Source organism: Nocardia sp. NPDC051911 (genome assembly GCF_040681035.1).
GTDB classification, from domain to species: Bacteria; Actinomycetota; Actinomycetes; order Mycobacteriales; family Mycobacteriaceae; genus Nocardia; species Nocardia sichangensis.
Genome location: NZ_JBFAXY010000022.1, coordinates 61346 through 75111 on the forward strand (window position 1 = coordinate 61346; position 13766 = coordinate 75111).

The following is a 13766-nucleotide window of genomic DNA, read 5'->3' on the forward strand; positions in this document are numbered from 1 at the left end:
TCAGTCGGTTTGTGCGTTAAGCCAGAGGTCGGCGGAAGTGATTACGAACGCGTTGACCGCGGATGAGCATATGAGACATATATCCCGTTGCCCGGCGCGGCATTCTTATGCCCCGCGCTCATGGAGTTGGCCCGCTGCCGACGCTGTGACCTGGGGTGGAATGTCCGGCGATGGCAGAACGAGCGCATGACTTCACCGGTGCATGGTGTCCGCTCGACTTTCCATTGCGCGAAGCGGCATTTTATGTCCTGTCCGGCAGGCCAATACCGTCGGATTCATGGATTGGAGTTTTCAGTCGGCGGAAGAACTCGCGGCCGCCTTGCATGCTGGTGAAGTGACATCGGTGGAACTGACCGACGAGGCGATCGCGCGTATCGAGCGCGACGACAAGGCGATCAACGCGATCTGCGTACCGGATTTCGATAATGCGCGGGCCGCCGCACGCGCTGCCGACCAGGCGCGCGCCCGCGGCGAGGATCGGCCGCTGCTCGGTATTCCGGTGACGGTCAAGGAGTCCTACGACATCGCCGGACTGCCCACGACCTGGGGCATGCCGCAGTACAAGGATTATGTGCCTGCCGAGGACGCGGTACAGGTGTCGCGGCTGAAGGCCGCCGGCGCGGTGCTGCTCGGAAAGACCAATGTGCCGTTGACGCTGCGAGATATCCAAAGCTTCAACGAGATCTACGGAACCACCAACAACCCGTGGGACCACAGCCGCACCTCGGGTGGGTCGTCCGGCGGTTCCGCGGCGGCCCTGGCGTCCGGATTCGGCGCGCTGTCCATCGGCTCCGACCTCGCCGGTTCGCTGCGCACCCCCGCGCATTTCTGCGGCATCTACGCGCACAAGCCGACACTCGGACTGGTGGCGTCCCGCGGTATGGTCGCACCGCCGGCGCCGGCATTGCCGGTCGATCTCGACCTCGCTGTTGTCGGTCCGATGGCGCGCACCGCCCGCGACCTCACGCTCCTGCTCGACGTGATGGCCGGACCGGACCCGCTGACCTACGGCGTCGCCTACGACGTCGCACTGCCGCCCGCGCGCCACGAACGGCTGGCCGACTTCCGTGTCCTGATCATCGAGGAACATCCGCTCATTCCGACCGGATCGGCGGTGCGGGCGGGCGTGAACCGGGTCGCCGAGGCCCTCGTCGACGAGGGCGCCCGCGTCGAACGGCACAGCCCGCTGCTGCCTGATCCGATCGAAGCGGCGACGCTCTATATGCAGCTGATGCTGTCGAACGCCGCCGCGGGTCTTCCCCTCGACGTGTACCGACAGCTGCGGACCCAAGCCGCCGCACTGAGCGCGGACGACCGGAGCCTCGATGCGGCGCGGCTGCGCGGCATGGTGCTCAGCCACCGCGACTGGGTCGAGGCGAACAATCGTCGCGAACTCCACCGCCACGGCTGGCGGCAACTGTTCGCCGAGTTCGATGCCGTGGTGTGCCCCATCACGCCTACTCCCGCGTTCCCGCACGACCACGACGGAGGTCTGGAGGACCGGCACATCGACATCGACGGCGTCGAGTACCCGTACTTCGACCAGCTCGTCTGGGCCGGTATGGCCACCATGCCCGGCCTGCCCGCCACCGCCATACCCGCGGGCCGCTCACCCGAGGGCCTGCCGGTGGGAGTGCAGCTCATCGGTCCGATGTTCGAGGACCGCACCCCGCTGCGGCTGGCCGAGCTCCTCGAGCAGAAGATCGGCGGCTTCCAGGCACCGAAGTGAGGTGCACTACCGGGTGCCGGTCGAGCGGATGACGAACAAACAGTGTGAGGCGAAACCAAGTACGGGGGTTCGCACTTTCGACTCCTCGGGCCATCCGGTTCACACCGGCATGGCCCCCGCGCGTCCCGCGCGAGACATAGTGAATCAGCGGGTATAGGAACTTCGCGCGGGCCGGTCGAGTTCGTACCCCGGATTCCCGGCCGGGTGAACCGCGACGGATCAGAGCGGCCCGGGCTGAGGAGAGTGGCGGGTGGGCTCTTCTGCCCGAGATTGCGTAGCTGCCCAGCTGGCGAGGAGTTTGAGCCGGTCTTCGGGTGCGGCGGCCGGGTTCGGCGGTGTACGTGATCAGGTTCGAACAAGGGGCGCTGACCGGCAGGTACGGCCCGGCCCACCCGTTGCCGGAGGGCAGCAGCCGGGCGGCCGTGTACAACGGCATCCTCCCCCAGCTGCAGCCGCTGACGGACCGGATGGGGGCGATCGGCGAGGACCGAGGCGCGTCCGCCGCCGACGTCGCCACCGCCTGGGCCATCGCCAAGGGGACCACCCCGATCATCGGGGTCACGAAGGCGGATTACATCGACGGGTTGGTCCGAGCTCACGGCATCGAACTCGCCGACGAGGAGATCGCGGAGCTGGAGGCGCTGGCGGACGCTGCGGACGTCGACACGCGCGGCAGCTGGGAACACGACATGTCGGGCGGTGCGAAGCCGACTCCGAGATAATCTCGCATCACACCCAGATGGTTGCGAGCCAAACGGTCACGGCTGCCATGAGAAGAAGGGTGATGTTGAGGGCGACTTTGTGGTCCACGCCGGTCAGATGGACCGGGATCGCACCGAGTTGCAGGAGTACGAACCCGATGGCCGCGGCGACGGCGAGCCCAGGCGTCAGACCGGTCAGAGGTGGAAGGATCAGCCCGAGTGCGCCGAGTACTTCGAGTGCGCCGACGGTCCGGATCACGGACAGTGGTATGTGGTCCACCCAGGACATCATGGGCCGGAGTTGATCCCGGCTTCGGGTGATCTTCAGTCCGCCTGCGTAGAGGTAGAAGAGGGCGAGCAGACCGGCAGTGATCCAGAATGCGATGTTCACGATTCCATCCAGAGGTGTCATGTGCGGGCCGAGGCGAAAGCGCCCCGGCCCGCTGGGGTTCAGGCGAAGTCGGTGGCGGGCTCGGTGGCGTAGTGGCTCATCACCTCGATGTTCACCTGCGGTGTCAGTCCCCGGCTGTCGGCGACCATGTCCTGGAGGTCGCGGAAGTACTGCACGTACAGGTCAGGGGGTGAAGGTGCTGAGCATGACGGCTGGTCGATCGGTGATGTTGGCGAAGGTGTGCGGGGTGCCGGGTGGGACCATCACCAGCGTGCCCGCTGTCACGTCGTAGTCGGTGTTGCCAACGGTGAACCGCAGCGTGCCGGAGATGATGTAGAACCCTTCGTCGTGCTGGGCGTGCCGGTGCTGCGGTGGTCCGGGCGTGTGTGGGGGAATGATGGATTCGGCGAGACCGAGGCGGTGCGCGGTGTTGCTGCCGTCCTCGAGGACGCGCATTCGCGTGGCGCCCAGGATGATCAGCTCTCCCTCGCCCGGGCCGACCACCGAAACGGTTGTGCCGGAGTTGTTTTTGTCGTCTGACATGTTTCGATTGCACCGCCGAGTTGTCGTGGGCGTCCAAGACCTGTTCTGCGATGCCGATACCGGACGGGTATCGTGCCAGCGTGGAGCTGCGTACGCTGCGCTACTTCGTAGCTGTTGCCGAGGAACGCCATTTCGGTCGCGCCGCCGCCCGGCTGCACATGAGCCAGCCGCCCCTGAGCCGCGCCATCCGGCAATTGGAGTCGGAAGTCGGTGCGCCCCTGTTCGACAGGTCGCCCACGGGCATCGGCCTCACCCGGGTCGGGATGGTGCTGCTCGACGAGGCGCGCGCCCTGCTCGATCAGGCCGAGCGCGCCACCGTGCGGGTCGCCGCCGCGGCCGGAACCGCGAACCTCACCGTCGGCATCCTGGGCGACGGCACCGACCCCGGTGTCACCAGGCTTGCCGCGGCCTACCGCCACAAGCATCCCGAGGTCGACATCCGCATCCGCGACACCGATCTCACCGACCCCACCTGCGGACTGCGGGCGGGCCTGGTCGACGTCGCTGTGACCCGGCCCCCGTTCGACGACACCGCCCTGACCGTGCATGAACTGCGTGCCGACCCGGTCGGGGCCGTCTTGCGCGCCGACGATCCACTGGCCCGCCGCGACCACCTGACGCTGGCCGACTTGGCCGGCCGCCACTGGTTCCAGTTCCCCGACGGCACCGATCCCACCTGGCAGACCTATTGGAACGGGGGCCGGACACGCGAAGGTCCGGTAGTGCGGGTCGTTCAGGAATGTGTGCAGGCCGTGCTCTGGAACGGCACCGTCGGCATATCCCCGCTCGGGCACAGTGTGCCAGAGGGACTGGGCACGGTCCCACTGATCGACATGGCACCGAGCAGAGTGGTGGTTGCCTGGAATGAAGGTGACGCCAACCCCCTGATCCGATCGTTCGTGCAGATAGCCACGATCGCATACCTCGATCCCCCGCCTCGGCAGTGAAGGCGACCCGGTCCACGAGCCGGATGGAAAGCTCGGCGCGAGACGCACTCAATCGGCTACTCGAGCGGATGTCCTGCGCCACAGCCGATCACCGAGACAATCGATCGACCGGCGGCATCTCAGTGCGTTCGACGGGGTGCGCCGTCGTTTTCCGAACTCGGGCGTAAAGACTCACCCGTGGGATCAGGGGACTTGTCAATACGGCGCGCACCCAGCCCAGGCAATCTGGGACGCTGTCCTGGCGCGGCCGCGCCGCGCAGCCCAAAACCGGCCGAATGTTGCAGAACGTGGCGCATCGAATGTGAGAAGCAGCGCGACGAAATTGCCCTTGCCTCGCAGGTGTCGCACCGGAATACGCCGGCCGACTCGGATTGTCGCCGCCGACGCGGTGCATCGGTGACGATCTCGTGGTCGCCGCTTCGCCTCTTGGCAGATGACAGCTGTGAATCCTTTCGGGCCCCCGGCATCTCCTATGCGCGGGGACGACCATTCAGACCCGAAGAGGCAGTGGACGTGTGTCCGAACAGCACGCCTACGCCCATCACAGCACATCCACTCAGTCCATCCCGCAACGGCGAGGAGCCCGCATGTCCGCCCACCATCCACTGCAGCCAACTCCGGCAACACCCGGCAGCGGGCCGATGCCCCACCGTGGGCGACCCGTCTCGCGATGCTCGGTGCCCGCCTCGGCCGTCGTGGCCGCACTGGCAACCAGCATGCTGCTGGTCGCGCCCACCGCCGCCGACGCCGCCCCTACGGCCCGCCCGCCTGCCCATACCGACATCGAGTCGACAACGGCCGATCACTTCGACCGGTCGCCGTCGCTGACGGCACCCACCCACGTCGTCACCGTCGCGGGGCTGCCGATCGCCTACCGCAGCTTCGGACATGGACCGACCTTGTTGCTGACCCCATGTCTCGGACTCAGCATGGACGACTGGGATCCGGCACTGCTCGACCGCCTCGCCATGACCAATCACGTCGTCATCTTCGACTCCGACGGCGTGGGACGAACCCCGGCCGGCTCTTCGGCCATCTCGACTGTCCCTCAGCTCTCCGATCAGGCGTCAGCCCTGATCCAGGCGCTCCACCTGGGCCGCCCCACCGTGGTGGGCTTCTCCCTCGGAGGATTCGTCGCGCAACGCATGGCCGTGGACCATCCCGATGACGTCGGCGCCCTGGTCCTGATGGGCACCGGCCCCGGCGGAACACAGCAGGTGCTGCCCGATCTGCCCAGTCTGGTCCGAGGCCTGCCCGCGTTCGACCCGCTTGCGCCCGCCGACCAGGTCATTCCACTGTATTTCAGCGGCCACCCCGACGCTCTGTCAGCGTGGCGTCGACGAACAGGCTTGCGCCTCAACAGGATCGGGACGAACCTCACCGGCCTCAACCGTCAACGCGCCGCGATGACCGACTGGCTCATCAACCCCACCACCAACGTCATCAGCAGCTTGCCGGCCCTGCAGCTGCCCACCCTCATCTTGGGCGCGGAGAACGACGAGCAAGAACCCGCCGCCAACTCCATCGTGCTACATCGCTACATCAACAATTCGGAATTGCTGATCTACCCCGGGCTCGGTCACGCGTTCCCCTTCGAAGCACCAGAGCGCGTTGCCGAGGACATCGCTCGGTTCACTCGGTAGCTCGGCGTCGAGGTCCGACGGCGCAGGGAGCCACGGACATTCGGGCACAGTCGACCGAGCAGGACGCGATCGTGATCTTGAAGCCCACTCCCTACCGATTCAGGCGCATCCTCTCGTCGATCACTGACGGGGCCGAATCCGACGACGATTCGACCGCAACCCTGCAGGACGAACTCGTTCGCACGCACTCGGTGGCCGGGTCGGTTCGGGGAACTGCGACTTTCCCGGCGGGCGAGCGGTGCTCGACCGATCCGAGTGTCACCCCGGCGATGATGATGACCCCACCGAAGACTTGCGCCGGCCGGACCGTCTCCGCATTGATCACCACGGCGCCGAGCACACCGAACACCGGCACCAGGTTGAGGATGTTCACCGCGACGCTCGAGGCCATCCGGCGCAGGCCGTAGTTGTAGAGCAGGAAGGCGCCGACGGAACATGCGACGGCCAGATACACGAGCAGCGCCGAGGCCGTGGCGTCGGGTACCCGCCAATGCTTCAACTCCGGTAGCGAGGCGAACAGGAAGCCGGCGGCGCCGGCCATGGTCTGGTAGTAGGTGAGGGTCACCGCGTCCTGCCCGTGCCCCGCATACTTGCCCAGCATGTTGTACCCGGCCCACACCAGTCCGCCGAGCAACAGCAGAATGTCGCCTGACCAGCGACCGCTGCCTCCAACATCCGCCCCGTTGTGAACGACGAGGAAAGCCCCCAGGGTAGCCAGCAGCACACCGCCGACCCGGAGCGGCGGCATTCTGCTCCGAAAGACCACCAGCTCCAAAAGCATGGTCATCAATGGGTAGGTGGCCACGATCAACGAGGCGTCGGAGGCGGTCGACAGCTCGACGCCGATGTTCTCCAGCACGAAGTAGGCCGTAATGCCCAGCAACCCACTGAGGTAGATCAGCCGCCGCCGACGGGCATCCGGTCTGACGGCCGGGTTGCGGCGCAAGAACATGATGATCCCGAGCAGTACCGCGGCGAGCGTGAAACGGATGGCCCCGATGCTCAGCGGGCCGACGTCCGTCAGCACCAGTTTGGTTACCGCGTACGAGCTGCTCCACAACAGCGCGGCCATTACGACCGAACAGATCGCCAAGACTTCGGCCTGCCGCTCATCCACTTCCCGTGCTCCTTACCGTCCAAAAACTTCTGATCTCTGTTCGTCCGCTTCATCGGAGGCGAATTATGAACGGGGATATGGCAATCAAGGTAGCAATCAGCCGGGCATCCTGGCAGTATGTCCGAATTAGATTCGGAGTTTTACCAGAGAGACGGAATATGGATGAACTAGATTCGGCGTTACTTCGGCTTCTGCAGTTGGACGGTCGGCGCACCAACCGGGACATGGCCCAGGAGTTGGGCATCGCACCCTCGACCTGCTTGGAGCGGATTCGCTCCCTCCGTGAGCGCGGCGTGCTGCTGGGATACCACGCCGAGGTAGACCTCCCGTCGCTCGGCCGGGGGCTGCAGGCGATCATCGCCGTACGGATACGACCGCCTACACGTGCGGTCATCGAACAGTTCCAAGCCTTCGTAACGCGAATGCCCGAGGTGATCGAAATCTTCACGCTGACAGGCACCGACGACTTCCTCCTTCATGTGGCCGTTCGCGACACCGACCATCTGCACTCGGTGGTCTTGGACAAGCTGACCGAGCGAAAGGAACTCGCAGACGTACGCACCTCAGTGGTCTACGGACACCTACGGAAGAACGTCATCGAGCCGATTTGAAGCCTCCCGCTCGCCCCTCGCTGGTCGGCGGCGCGGTCGGCTCGGCGAGAAATCGAGAGCAGACAGCAGAATCTCATCATGGATCGCGCTGCCCGAGCGGCACTGCTGCCCCACTGGGACGAGCAGGCTCGCGCCTCAGGAATCGGGTGATGTCAGCGCAAGCGGTAGATCGCGAGAGCGGGTGGTGCGAGTACTTGCGTATGCGGCGAGTGTGAACATGGCCGTGAGTGCCAACCATCGCGTGGCGACGGCGCCAACTGTGGACAACAGATAGCCCGCCCCGAGCGCGCCGAGCGCGACCGCGCCGTCGCAGAACAGTGCCATCGTCGCGACCGCGCGACCGAGGGTCTGTTCGGGGATCACATCGAGCCGGGATATCGTCAACGCGACGTTGCTGACGACCCCCACGCCGCCGATGCCACACCAACACGCGGCCAGCACAAACGGATCGGCGCTGAGCGCCATTGGAACGAGCAGCGCCGTCCATGCCCACAGCGCGCCCCGATAGACATTCCGAGGAGGGAAGCGAGTGGTGAGCCGTGCCGCCGCGGCGGCGCCCAGTACTCCGCCGACGCCCGCGGCGCCGAGCACCACGCCGACGGTCCACGCGGGACCGCCGCCGTTCTTCAGTTCCACCAATATCAGCAGCAAGACGAGCTGAATGACGATATTCGACAGTCCGATCATCGCCGTCGACGTCCGCAGGAAAGGTTCGGTCCAAACGACACGGAAGCCGTCGGCGATCGTACGCCGGACCGAATGACGGTCGGGCTCGGCGGCTTTCTGCGGTGCTGTCGAGTCCGGACGGATCAGCAACAGTGCGACGAGGCAGTAGAGATACGACACGGCGTCGGCGATGAACGGCAGCCAGCGGGCCACGCCGTAGACCGCCGCACCTGCTGCTCGTCCGACCAGGATGGCGATCGGTTGCTCGGCCTCGAGGAACGAGAACGCGGCGGGTCGCTGTGCGTGTGACACCACGTCGCGGATCGCGCCCAGCTCACTGAGGCCGACGAAGACGTAGACACTGCCCTCGATGAACGCCGTGACACCGACTATCAGCGCGAGGCTCGAGAGCTCGGCAGCGACCGCCCCGGCAGCCAGGCAGGCCGCGATCAACCCGGTGATCTGGCATATCACCAGGGTCCGGATCCGGTTGGAATAGTCCGCGACGATGCCTGCAGGGATCTGGAAGATCAGACTCGGCAGGTTCAACGCGAAACCGACCCATCCCGCCGCGGCGGGCGAGCCGGTCACCGCGAGAACCAGCATCGGATAGGCGATTCGGACGCCGTGGAAGCCCACCAGCGATGTCGCGTTTCCGGACCACAGCAGCAGGAAGTTCCGGTTGGCGTGGATTCCCGATCTACCCATGAGTGCGCGGATACCTCGACAACCACCGCACCAGCTCGACGATCTCGACACCTTCGGCATCCGCCAGCAGTACCTGGCACAGGTGGGCGGCGACCTCGGCCCTGTCATCGAGAACGCTGAAGTCATCGTCCGGGTGGAGCTTCGGCAACGCCAGCGCCAAGCCCGCCCACAACTGTGGCCGGAGCGGGTCGACGCGCACTTCCTCGGTGTACAGCGCGACCGCCGCGGCCATGTCACCCGCCAGATAGGCCCGGTCGCCGCGCGGCTGCTCGGGGATCGACAGAGCTTCGGCCGCGGCGTGGTCCAGCAGCTTCAGCTGCGCTGGAAGGTGCAGGCGGCGATGATCGTTCGGCACGGTGCTCTGGTCCACCTGATCCGCGGGCGGCAGGCCGTCGGGCCGTGGCGCCCGCGCGATCCAGCGCACGGCCAGCTCGGCGATGCCGGCGACGTCCGGTGTCAGGTTCCGCACCTGCCAAAACGTCCGATGCGCTATCGCCACCTCGGACGCGGCGACCCTGACCGCCGTGGGCACATCCTCCTCTCCCCACGGGCGCATTTCAGCGCTGAGCGCGTTCAGGAATTGCGAACCCGCCTCCGTGAGCAGACTCGAGGTCGATGCCTGCGCCACGGCACCTTCCACCTGTAGACGCCACAATTCGAAATCGACATTCGCTTCCATCGATCGGTGGCAGTCGGCGTGACGATGTATTCGCCAGAAGTCGGTGACTCCGAAGAATGCGTAGATCCCGTGCAGCAGGCCCATGATCGGACGCGGGTCGTCGCGCCACGGCGCGTAGAAGCGGCACACCGAGTCGGGATCGAACAGCACGATCTGATCGGTCAGCAGCGTGAACTTCGTGTGCTGGACCTCATGGATCAGCGTGAGCGCCAGCTGGCATGGGTCCGCGGGGGCCGTGGTGTAGACGCAGCCGACTCCGTTGAATGCGGTGTGGCTCGTGCTCGCCGCGAGTGGTTGTGCACTCAGCGGCGCCAAAGACTGCAAGCAACTGCGCATCGGCACGAGGTACCGGTCGAAGTCTCGGCGCAGTAGTTCCCAGGCCGCCGCGAAATCCTGTTGCCATGTGCCGGCTTGGGCGGTCGTGAGCCGGGGTGGCTGCTGACCGTCCAGCAAGTATCGGAACGGGTCCAGGTCGTCGAGGAACACCTCCCGTTCCGCATCCGCCCCCCGCAATCGCCGCAGCGGCAGCCAGGCGGGATCGGACTCGTCATCCTGGGACGGGACCAGAACTGTGCTGGTTCCCCGGGTGAAGCGCAGCGCGCCGTCCCGTGTCCAGTGCAGTTCGCAGTGCCCGTTGTCCTCGGCAGGGCCGAGCTCGGCCCTGCCGATCCCGGGCAACATCACCACGCCGTTCCGCACTACGAGGTTGATGGAACCTTCGGGCAGACAGGCGATGGCGCCTGCCGCGGCGAGCCAGCCCAGGTAGCCACAGTCGGCCCACAGTGGGGTCGGCGCGTCGTCGGGCTCGGCATGGAGGCGCTGCAGGACCTGGGCGAGCCACGGGCCGACGTGCGGGTACGACAACAGCGTAGCGACCTCGGCCGGATGGGATCGTTGCAATTCGGCCAGCGTCTGGTAGGCAAGGGAAAGTCCTGCGGCGTCGGCAATTTCCGGCCGCGACGTGGTTTCGGCGATGAGAGTGCGCAGCAGGATCAGCCGCATCAACAGCGCGCCTTCGGTCAGCGTCGCGATAGCAGGCTCGGTTCCGTATCCGGAACTCGAGCTGGCCGTGACATCGTCGATCCCGGTGACTGTCGTTGGCATATGGGTGTCCCGTCGCTAGGTGTCAATGGCAGAGTCGAAGTCCGTACCGACACGAGATCACGGCAAATCGAATGGGCGTGAGTCCAGCGAATTCCGATGTCGGATGTCCGCCGAGCAGAAGATCGATGATGTCACCGAAGAATCGCACGCCGGTTTCCAAGGTAGCCGGGTCGCATCCAATCCCGCCGCGGACCAGAAGGGTTGCTCCCGGAAATGTCCTATCGATACAGGCAACGGCGCCATCTCTTGCTCCGTCCACCTGCGTGAACGACCACGGGTAGCATTGCACCAGACCACCCGTGGTCAATCTCTATATCGCGGGACTACTTACCATCAACTGCGCCGCTCCTGTCGGGCGGGTACGGCAAGATGCTCCACGAGATACCTCCTTCTTTCACTCCCGTGTACGGACAGTGAAATTGCCGATCGCGCAGTCGGATAATCGACCGTTCTGGGAGATTACCTTCGCTGGACGACATGCCATCGGCCCCGTTGGCTGAAGTCTATTGCAAGACAATGGGATTCCTGACAATCGAAACTCCCATGGTTGGGAATCGGGAGTATCTGGAGAGCATCGGCGAACGCGGCACGGCAGCGAGTGCCCTGATCCAAGGGAAGGGATCCGGCTGCGGCACGGTGACCGGTGCGATCAAGGATATGGGTGGGGTCTACCAGGACATTCGCACGAGCAGTTGGTCGCGGCATAGACGCCCGCATATGGCGGACCCGAACCGGGCGTGGCGAAGGCGCTGGACATCGCGGCGAGTGCGACCGTGACGGCCAAGGTCGCGGAGTTGGCAGACCTTGCCCGCCATGGCGGCGAGTTACGTCACTGTGACGGCCGCGTCGGTTGCCATTTCGGTGTTATCGGCGACTTTCGGAGCCGCCTTGGCCACGGTGACACGAAAGTTGTGCAGCGCCATGGAGCAGACCGCGACCTTCGAGGTGGAACCGGCGGATTTGGTTGCGCGAGATGATCGGGGGCGCACTCGCGGACTTGGCCCCACAGAATTGACGGCTACCCATCAACCTGCACACCGTGCCGCTGCGCCGGCATTCGGCAGGAATTGCCGCCAGTTGGCGAATTGTCCGTAATGGGCGGTATGCGACTTTCTGTCGAACTGGGCCGGTTCACGCTTGCACGCATCTTTGCAGCGAAGCGGGTTCGAGTTGAAAGCGACATCAAGAGCTGACCCAACGGCCCCCTGCAAATCTGAGCTCCATACGACCTCGCACTCGCCCATCACCGTGAATAGCTGTTGCGCGAGTGCGAGATGTCCTTCCCAACAACGGGGACAGGCGTGAGCGATCGTACGTTCCGCGCGATTAAGATCATTCTCGGGACGACAACCGTCGCCCATTGATAGATATCCCGTTTCACTTGTCGGCATTGTCGAGCCGATCAATTCTTGCAACGCCTGGCAATTTGCCGCGCCGTTACGGGAATACAGAAAAGGAGGTCCCGTAAATGGGAAGACTCGATGAACTCGCGGCGCTCAACACGGAAGAGCTGGCCACCCACTGCACTCCGGCCATGCGAGCCGCCCTCGAGCGCTACGCCAAGGGTTCGCAGGACAGGGCCCCCGGCGGATTCAAGTCGTTCATCAACCCCACCAAGTGATCACGCGGCCACGGGCGATTCGGTAGCAGCGCGCCCGTGGCCGTTCCCGCAGCTCGAGGGAGCGAATATGGAGTCCGGCCCGGTGCCGTTGGGCGTACCCGTGGTGCAAACGTCCTGGCCCGCAATTGGATTGGATGTCGAAGGACTGCGCCGCCGTGGCTGGGAGCCGCTGCCGTTCACGGAATTCGTTGTCAAGATCCACAGCCGTTGCAACCTGGCCTGCGACTACTGCTACGTCTACGAGATGGCCGATCAGAGCTGGCGCGATCAACCGAAGACCATGAGCCGCAGGGTTTTCGACGAGGCCCTTCAGATGATCGCCGATCATGCTCGCCGCTTCCAGCTGCCCGCGGTGGATCTTGTGTTCCACGGTGGCGAACCGCTGCTGGTCGGACATCGCGATCTCGAATACTTCGCCCGGTCGGCTCGCGAATCACTGGAGCCGATCACCGAGGTGCGGCTGGGCGTGCAGACCAATGGCGTGCTGCTCGACCTGGAGTTCTTGCGCATCTGCGCGCGCTGGAATGTTCGCGTAGGAGTCAGCCTCGACGGCGACGAGAGCGGTAACGACAGGCATCGCCGGGATCGGCGGGGCGCCGGGAGCTACACGCGCGTCGCGGCCGGGATCACGCAACTGACTGCGGACGAGAACCGGCACCTGTTCGCCGGCCTGCTCTGCACCATCGATGTGGCCAACGACCCGGTGCGGACCTACGAAGCGTTGCTGGCCTGTCGACCCCCGGCGGTCGATTTTCTGCTTCCGCACGGCACTTGGACGACGCCACCACCGGCGCGGACCGCCGACCACACCGCTACCCCCTACGCCGACTGGCTCATTTCGGTGTTCGATCGCTGGTTCCGGGCTCCGGAGCTGGAGACCCGGGTCAGGATCTTCGACGACATCATCGACCTGCTGCTGGGCGGCTCCGTGACATCCGAATTACTCGGGCTGGCCCCCATACAGCTGGCCGTGATCGAAACCGACGGCACTCTGGAGCAGGTCGACGAGTTGAAGTCGGCCTTCGCTGGGGCCACCAAGTTGCGCACCGCGAACGTGGGCAATCCGCTCGACCTCGCACTGCTGGAACCCGCGATCGTCGCTCGTCAGATCGGCGCGGATGCCCTGAGTGAAACCTGCCGGGCATGTTCGATCCACAGCGTCTGCGGCGGCGGGCACTACGTGCACCGGTATCGCGCCGATAACGGCTTCCGCAATCCCTCCGTGTATTGCGCGGACCTGACGAAGCTGATCCACCACATCGGAGCGCGGGTCCGCACCGACCTCGCCGCCGCCGCAGATCACTGA

At 65.4% G+C, this 13766-nt stretch carries 12 protein-coding genes; 7 read left to right on the plus strand and 5 right to left on the minus strand.

Annotation, left to right across the window (positions count from 1 at the left end; genetic code table 11):
* Positions 1–277 precede the first annotated feature (277 nt).
* Positions 278–1729, plus strand: a complete 1452-nt coding sequence (locus tag AB0L97_RS25195) for an amidase (RefSeq protein ID WP_364433803.1) — start codon at positions 278–280, stop codon at positions 1727–1729.
* 335 nt (positions 1730–2064) lie between these two features.
* Positions 2065–2451, plus strand: coding sequence for an aldo/keto reductase (locus AB0L97_RS25200; protein WP_364433806.1), 387 nt, complete (start codon positions 2065–2067; stop codon positions 2449–2451).
* A 7-nt stretch (positions 2452–2458) separates the two neighbouring features.
* Here the strand turns inward: AB0L97_RS25200 and AB0L97_RS25205 are convergent, their stop codons facing one another.
* Both AB0L97_RS25205 and AB0L97_RS25210 read right to left on the minus strand, forming a co-directional pair.
* Positions 2459–2821, minus strand: coding sequence for a DoxX family protein (locus tag AB0L97_RS25205; RefSeq protein ID WP_364433809.1), 363 nt, complete (start codon positions 2819–2821; stop codon positions 2459–2461).
* A gap of 183 nt (positions 2822–3004) precedes the next feature.
* Positions 3005–3364 (minus strand): cupin domain-containing protein, encoded by a 360-nt coding sequence (locus AB0L97_RS25210; RefSeq protein WP_364433812.1) that lies wholly within the window; start codon positions 3362–3364, stop codon positions 3005–3007.
* An 80-nt stretch (positions 3365–3444) separates the two neighbouring features.
* On the opposite strand from AB0L97_RS25210, the gene AB0L97_RS25215 reads away from it, so the two are divergent.
* Together AB0L97_RS25215 and AB0L97_RS25220 are read left to right on the plus strand one after the other, a co-directional pair.
* Entirely contained in the window at positions 3445–4311 is an 867-nt protein-coding gene (locus AB0L97_RS25215; protein ID WP_364433815.1) for a LysR family transcriptional regulator, read from the plus strand.
* A 695-nt stretch (positions 4312–5006) separates the two neighbouring features.
* A complete protein-coding gene (locus AB0L97_RS25220) occupies positions 5007–5954 on the plus strand; it encodes an alpha/beta hydrolase (protein ID WP_364433818.1) in 948 nt (315 codons plus the stop codon).
* 91 nt (positions 5955–6045) lie between these two features.
* Here AB0L97_RS25220 and AB0L97_RS25225 read toward each other — a convergent pair whose 3' ends face one another.
* Positions 6046–7071 (minus strand): DMT family transporter, encoded by a 1026-nt coding sequence (locus tag AB0L97_RS25225; protein ID WP_355074325.1) that lies wholly within the window; start codon positions 7069–7071, stop codon positions 6046–6048.
* Between the two features lie 158 nt (positions 7072–7229).
* Between AB0L97_RS25225 and AB0L97_RS25230 the strand changes: the two genes are divergently transcribed.
* Positions 7230–7682 carry an Lrp/AsnC family transcriptional regulator gene (locus AB0L97_RS25230; protein WP_357883269.1) on the plus strand — a complete coding sequence of 151 codons (453 nt, stop codon included), beginning with the start codon at positions 7230–7232 and terminating at the stop codon, positions 7680–7682.
* 135 nt (positions 7683–7817) lie between these two features.
* Here the strand turns inward: AB0L97_RS25230 and AB0L97_RS25235 are convergent, their stop codons facing one another.
* Together AB0L97_RS25235 and AB0L97_RS25240 are read right to left on the minus strand one after the other, a co-directional pair.
* Positions 7818–9056, minus strand: coding sequence for an MFS transporter (locus AB0L97_RS25235; RefSeq protein WP_364433823.1), 1239 nt, complete (start codon positions 9054–9056; stop codon positions 7818–7820).
* Positions 9049–10839 (minus strand): HEXXH motif domain-containing protein, encoded by a 1791-nt coding sequence (locus AB0L97_RS25240; RefSeq protein ID WP_364433826.1) that lies wholly within the window; start codon positions 10837–10839, stop codon positions 9049–9051. The genes AB0L97_RS25235 and AB0L97_RS25240 overlap by 8 nt, the downstream gene beginning before the upstream one ends.
* 1468 nt (positions 10840–12307) lie before the next feature.
* On the opposite strand from AB0L97_RS25240, the gene AB0L97_RS25245 reads away from it, so the two are divergent.
* Both AB0L97_RS25245 and AB0L97_RS25250 read left to right on the plus strand, forming a co-directional pair.
* Positions 12308–12460 (plus strand): hypothetical protein, encoded by a 153-nt coding sequence (locus AB0L97_RS25245; protein WP_354957206.1) that lies wholly within the window; start codon positions 12308–12310, stop codon positions 12458–12460.
* A gap of 67 nt (positions 12461–12527) precedes the next feature.
* On the plus strand, positions 12528–13766 hold the full coding sequence (locus AB0L97_RS25250; RefSeq protein ID WP_355074332.1) for an FxsB family cyclophane-forming radical SAM/SPASM peptide maturase: 1239 nt from the start codon (positions 12528–12530) through the stop codon (positions 13764–13766).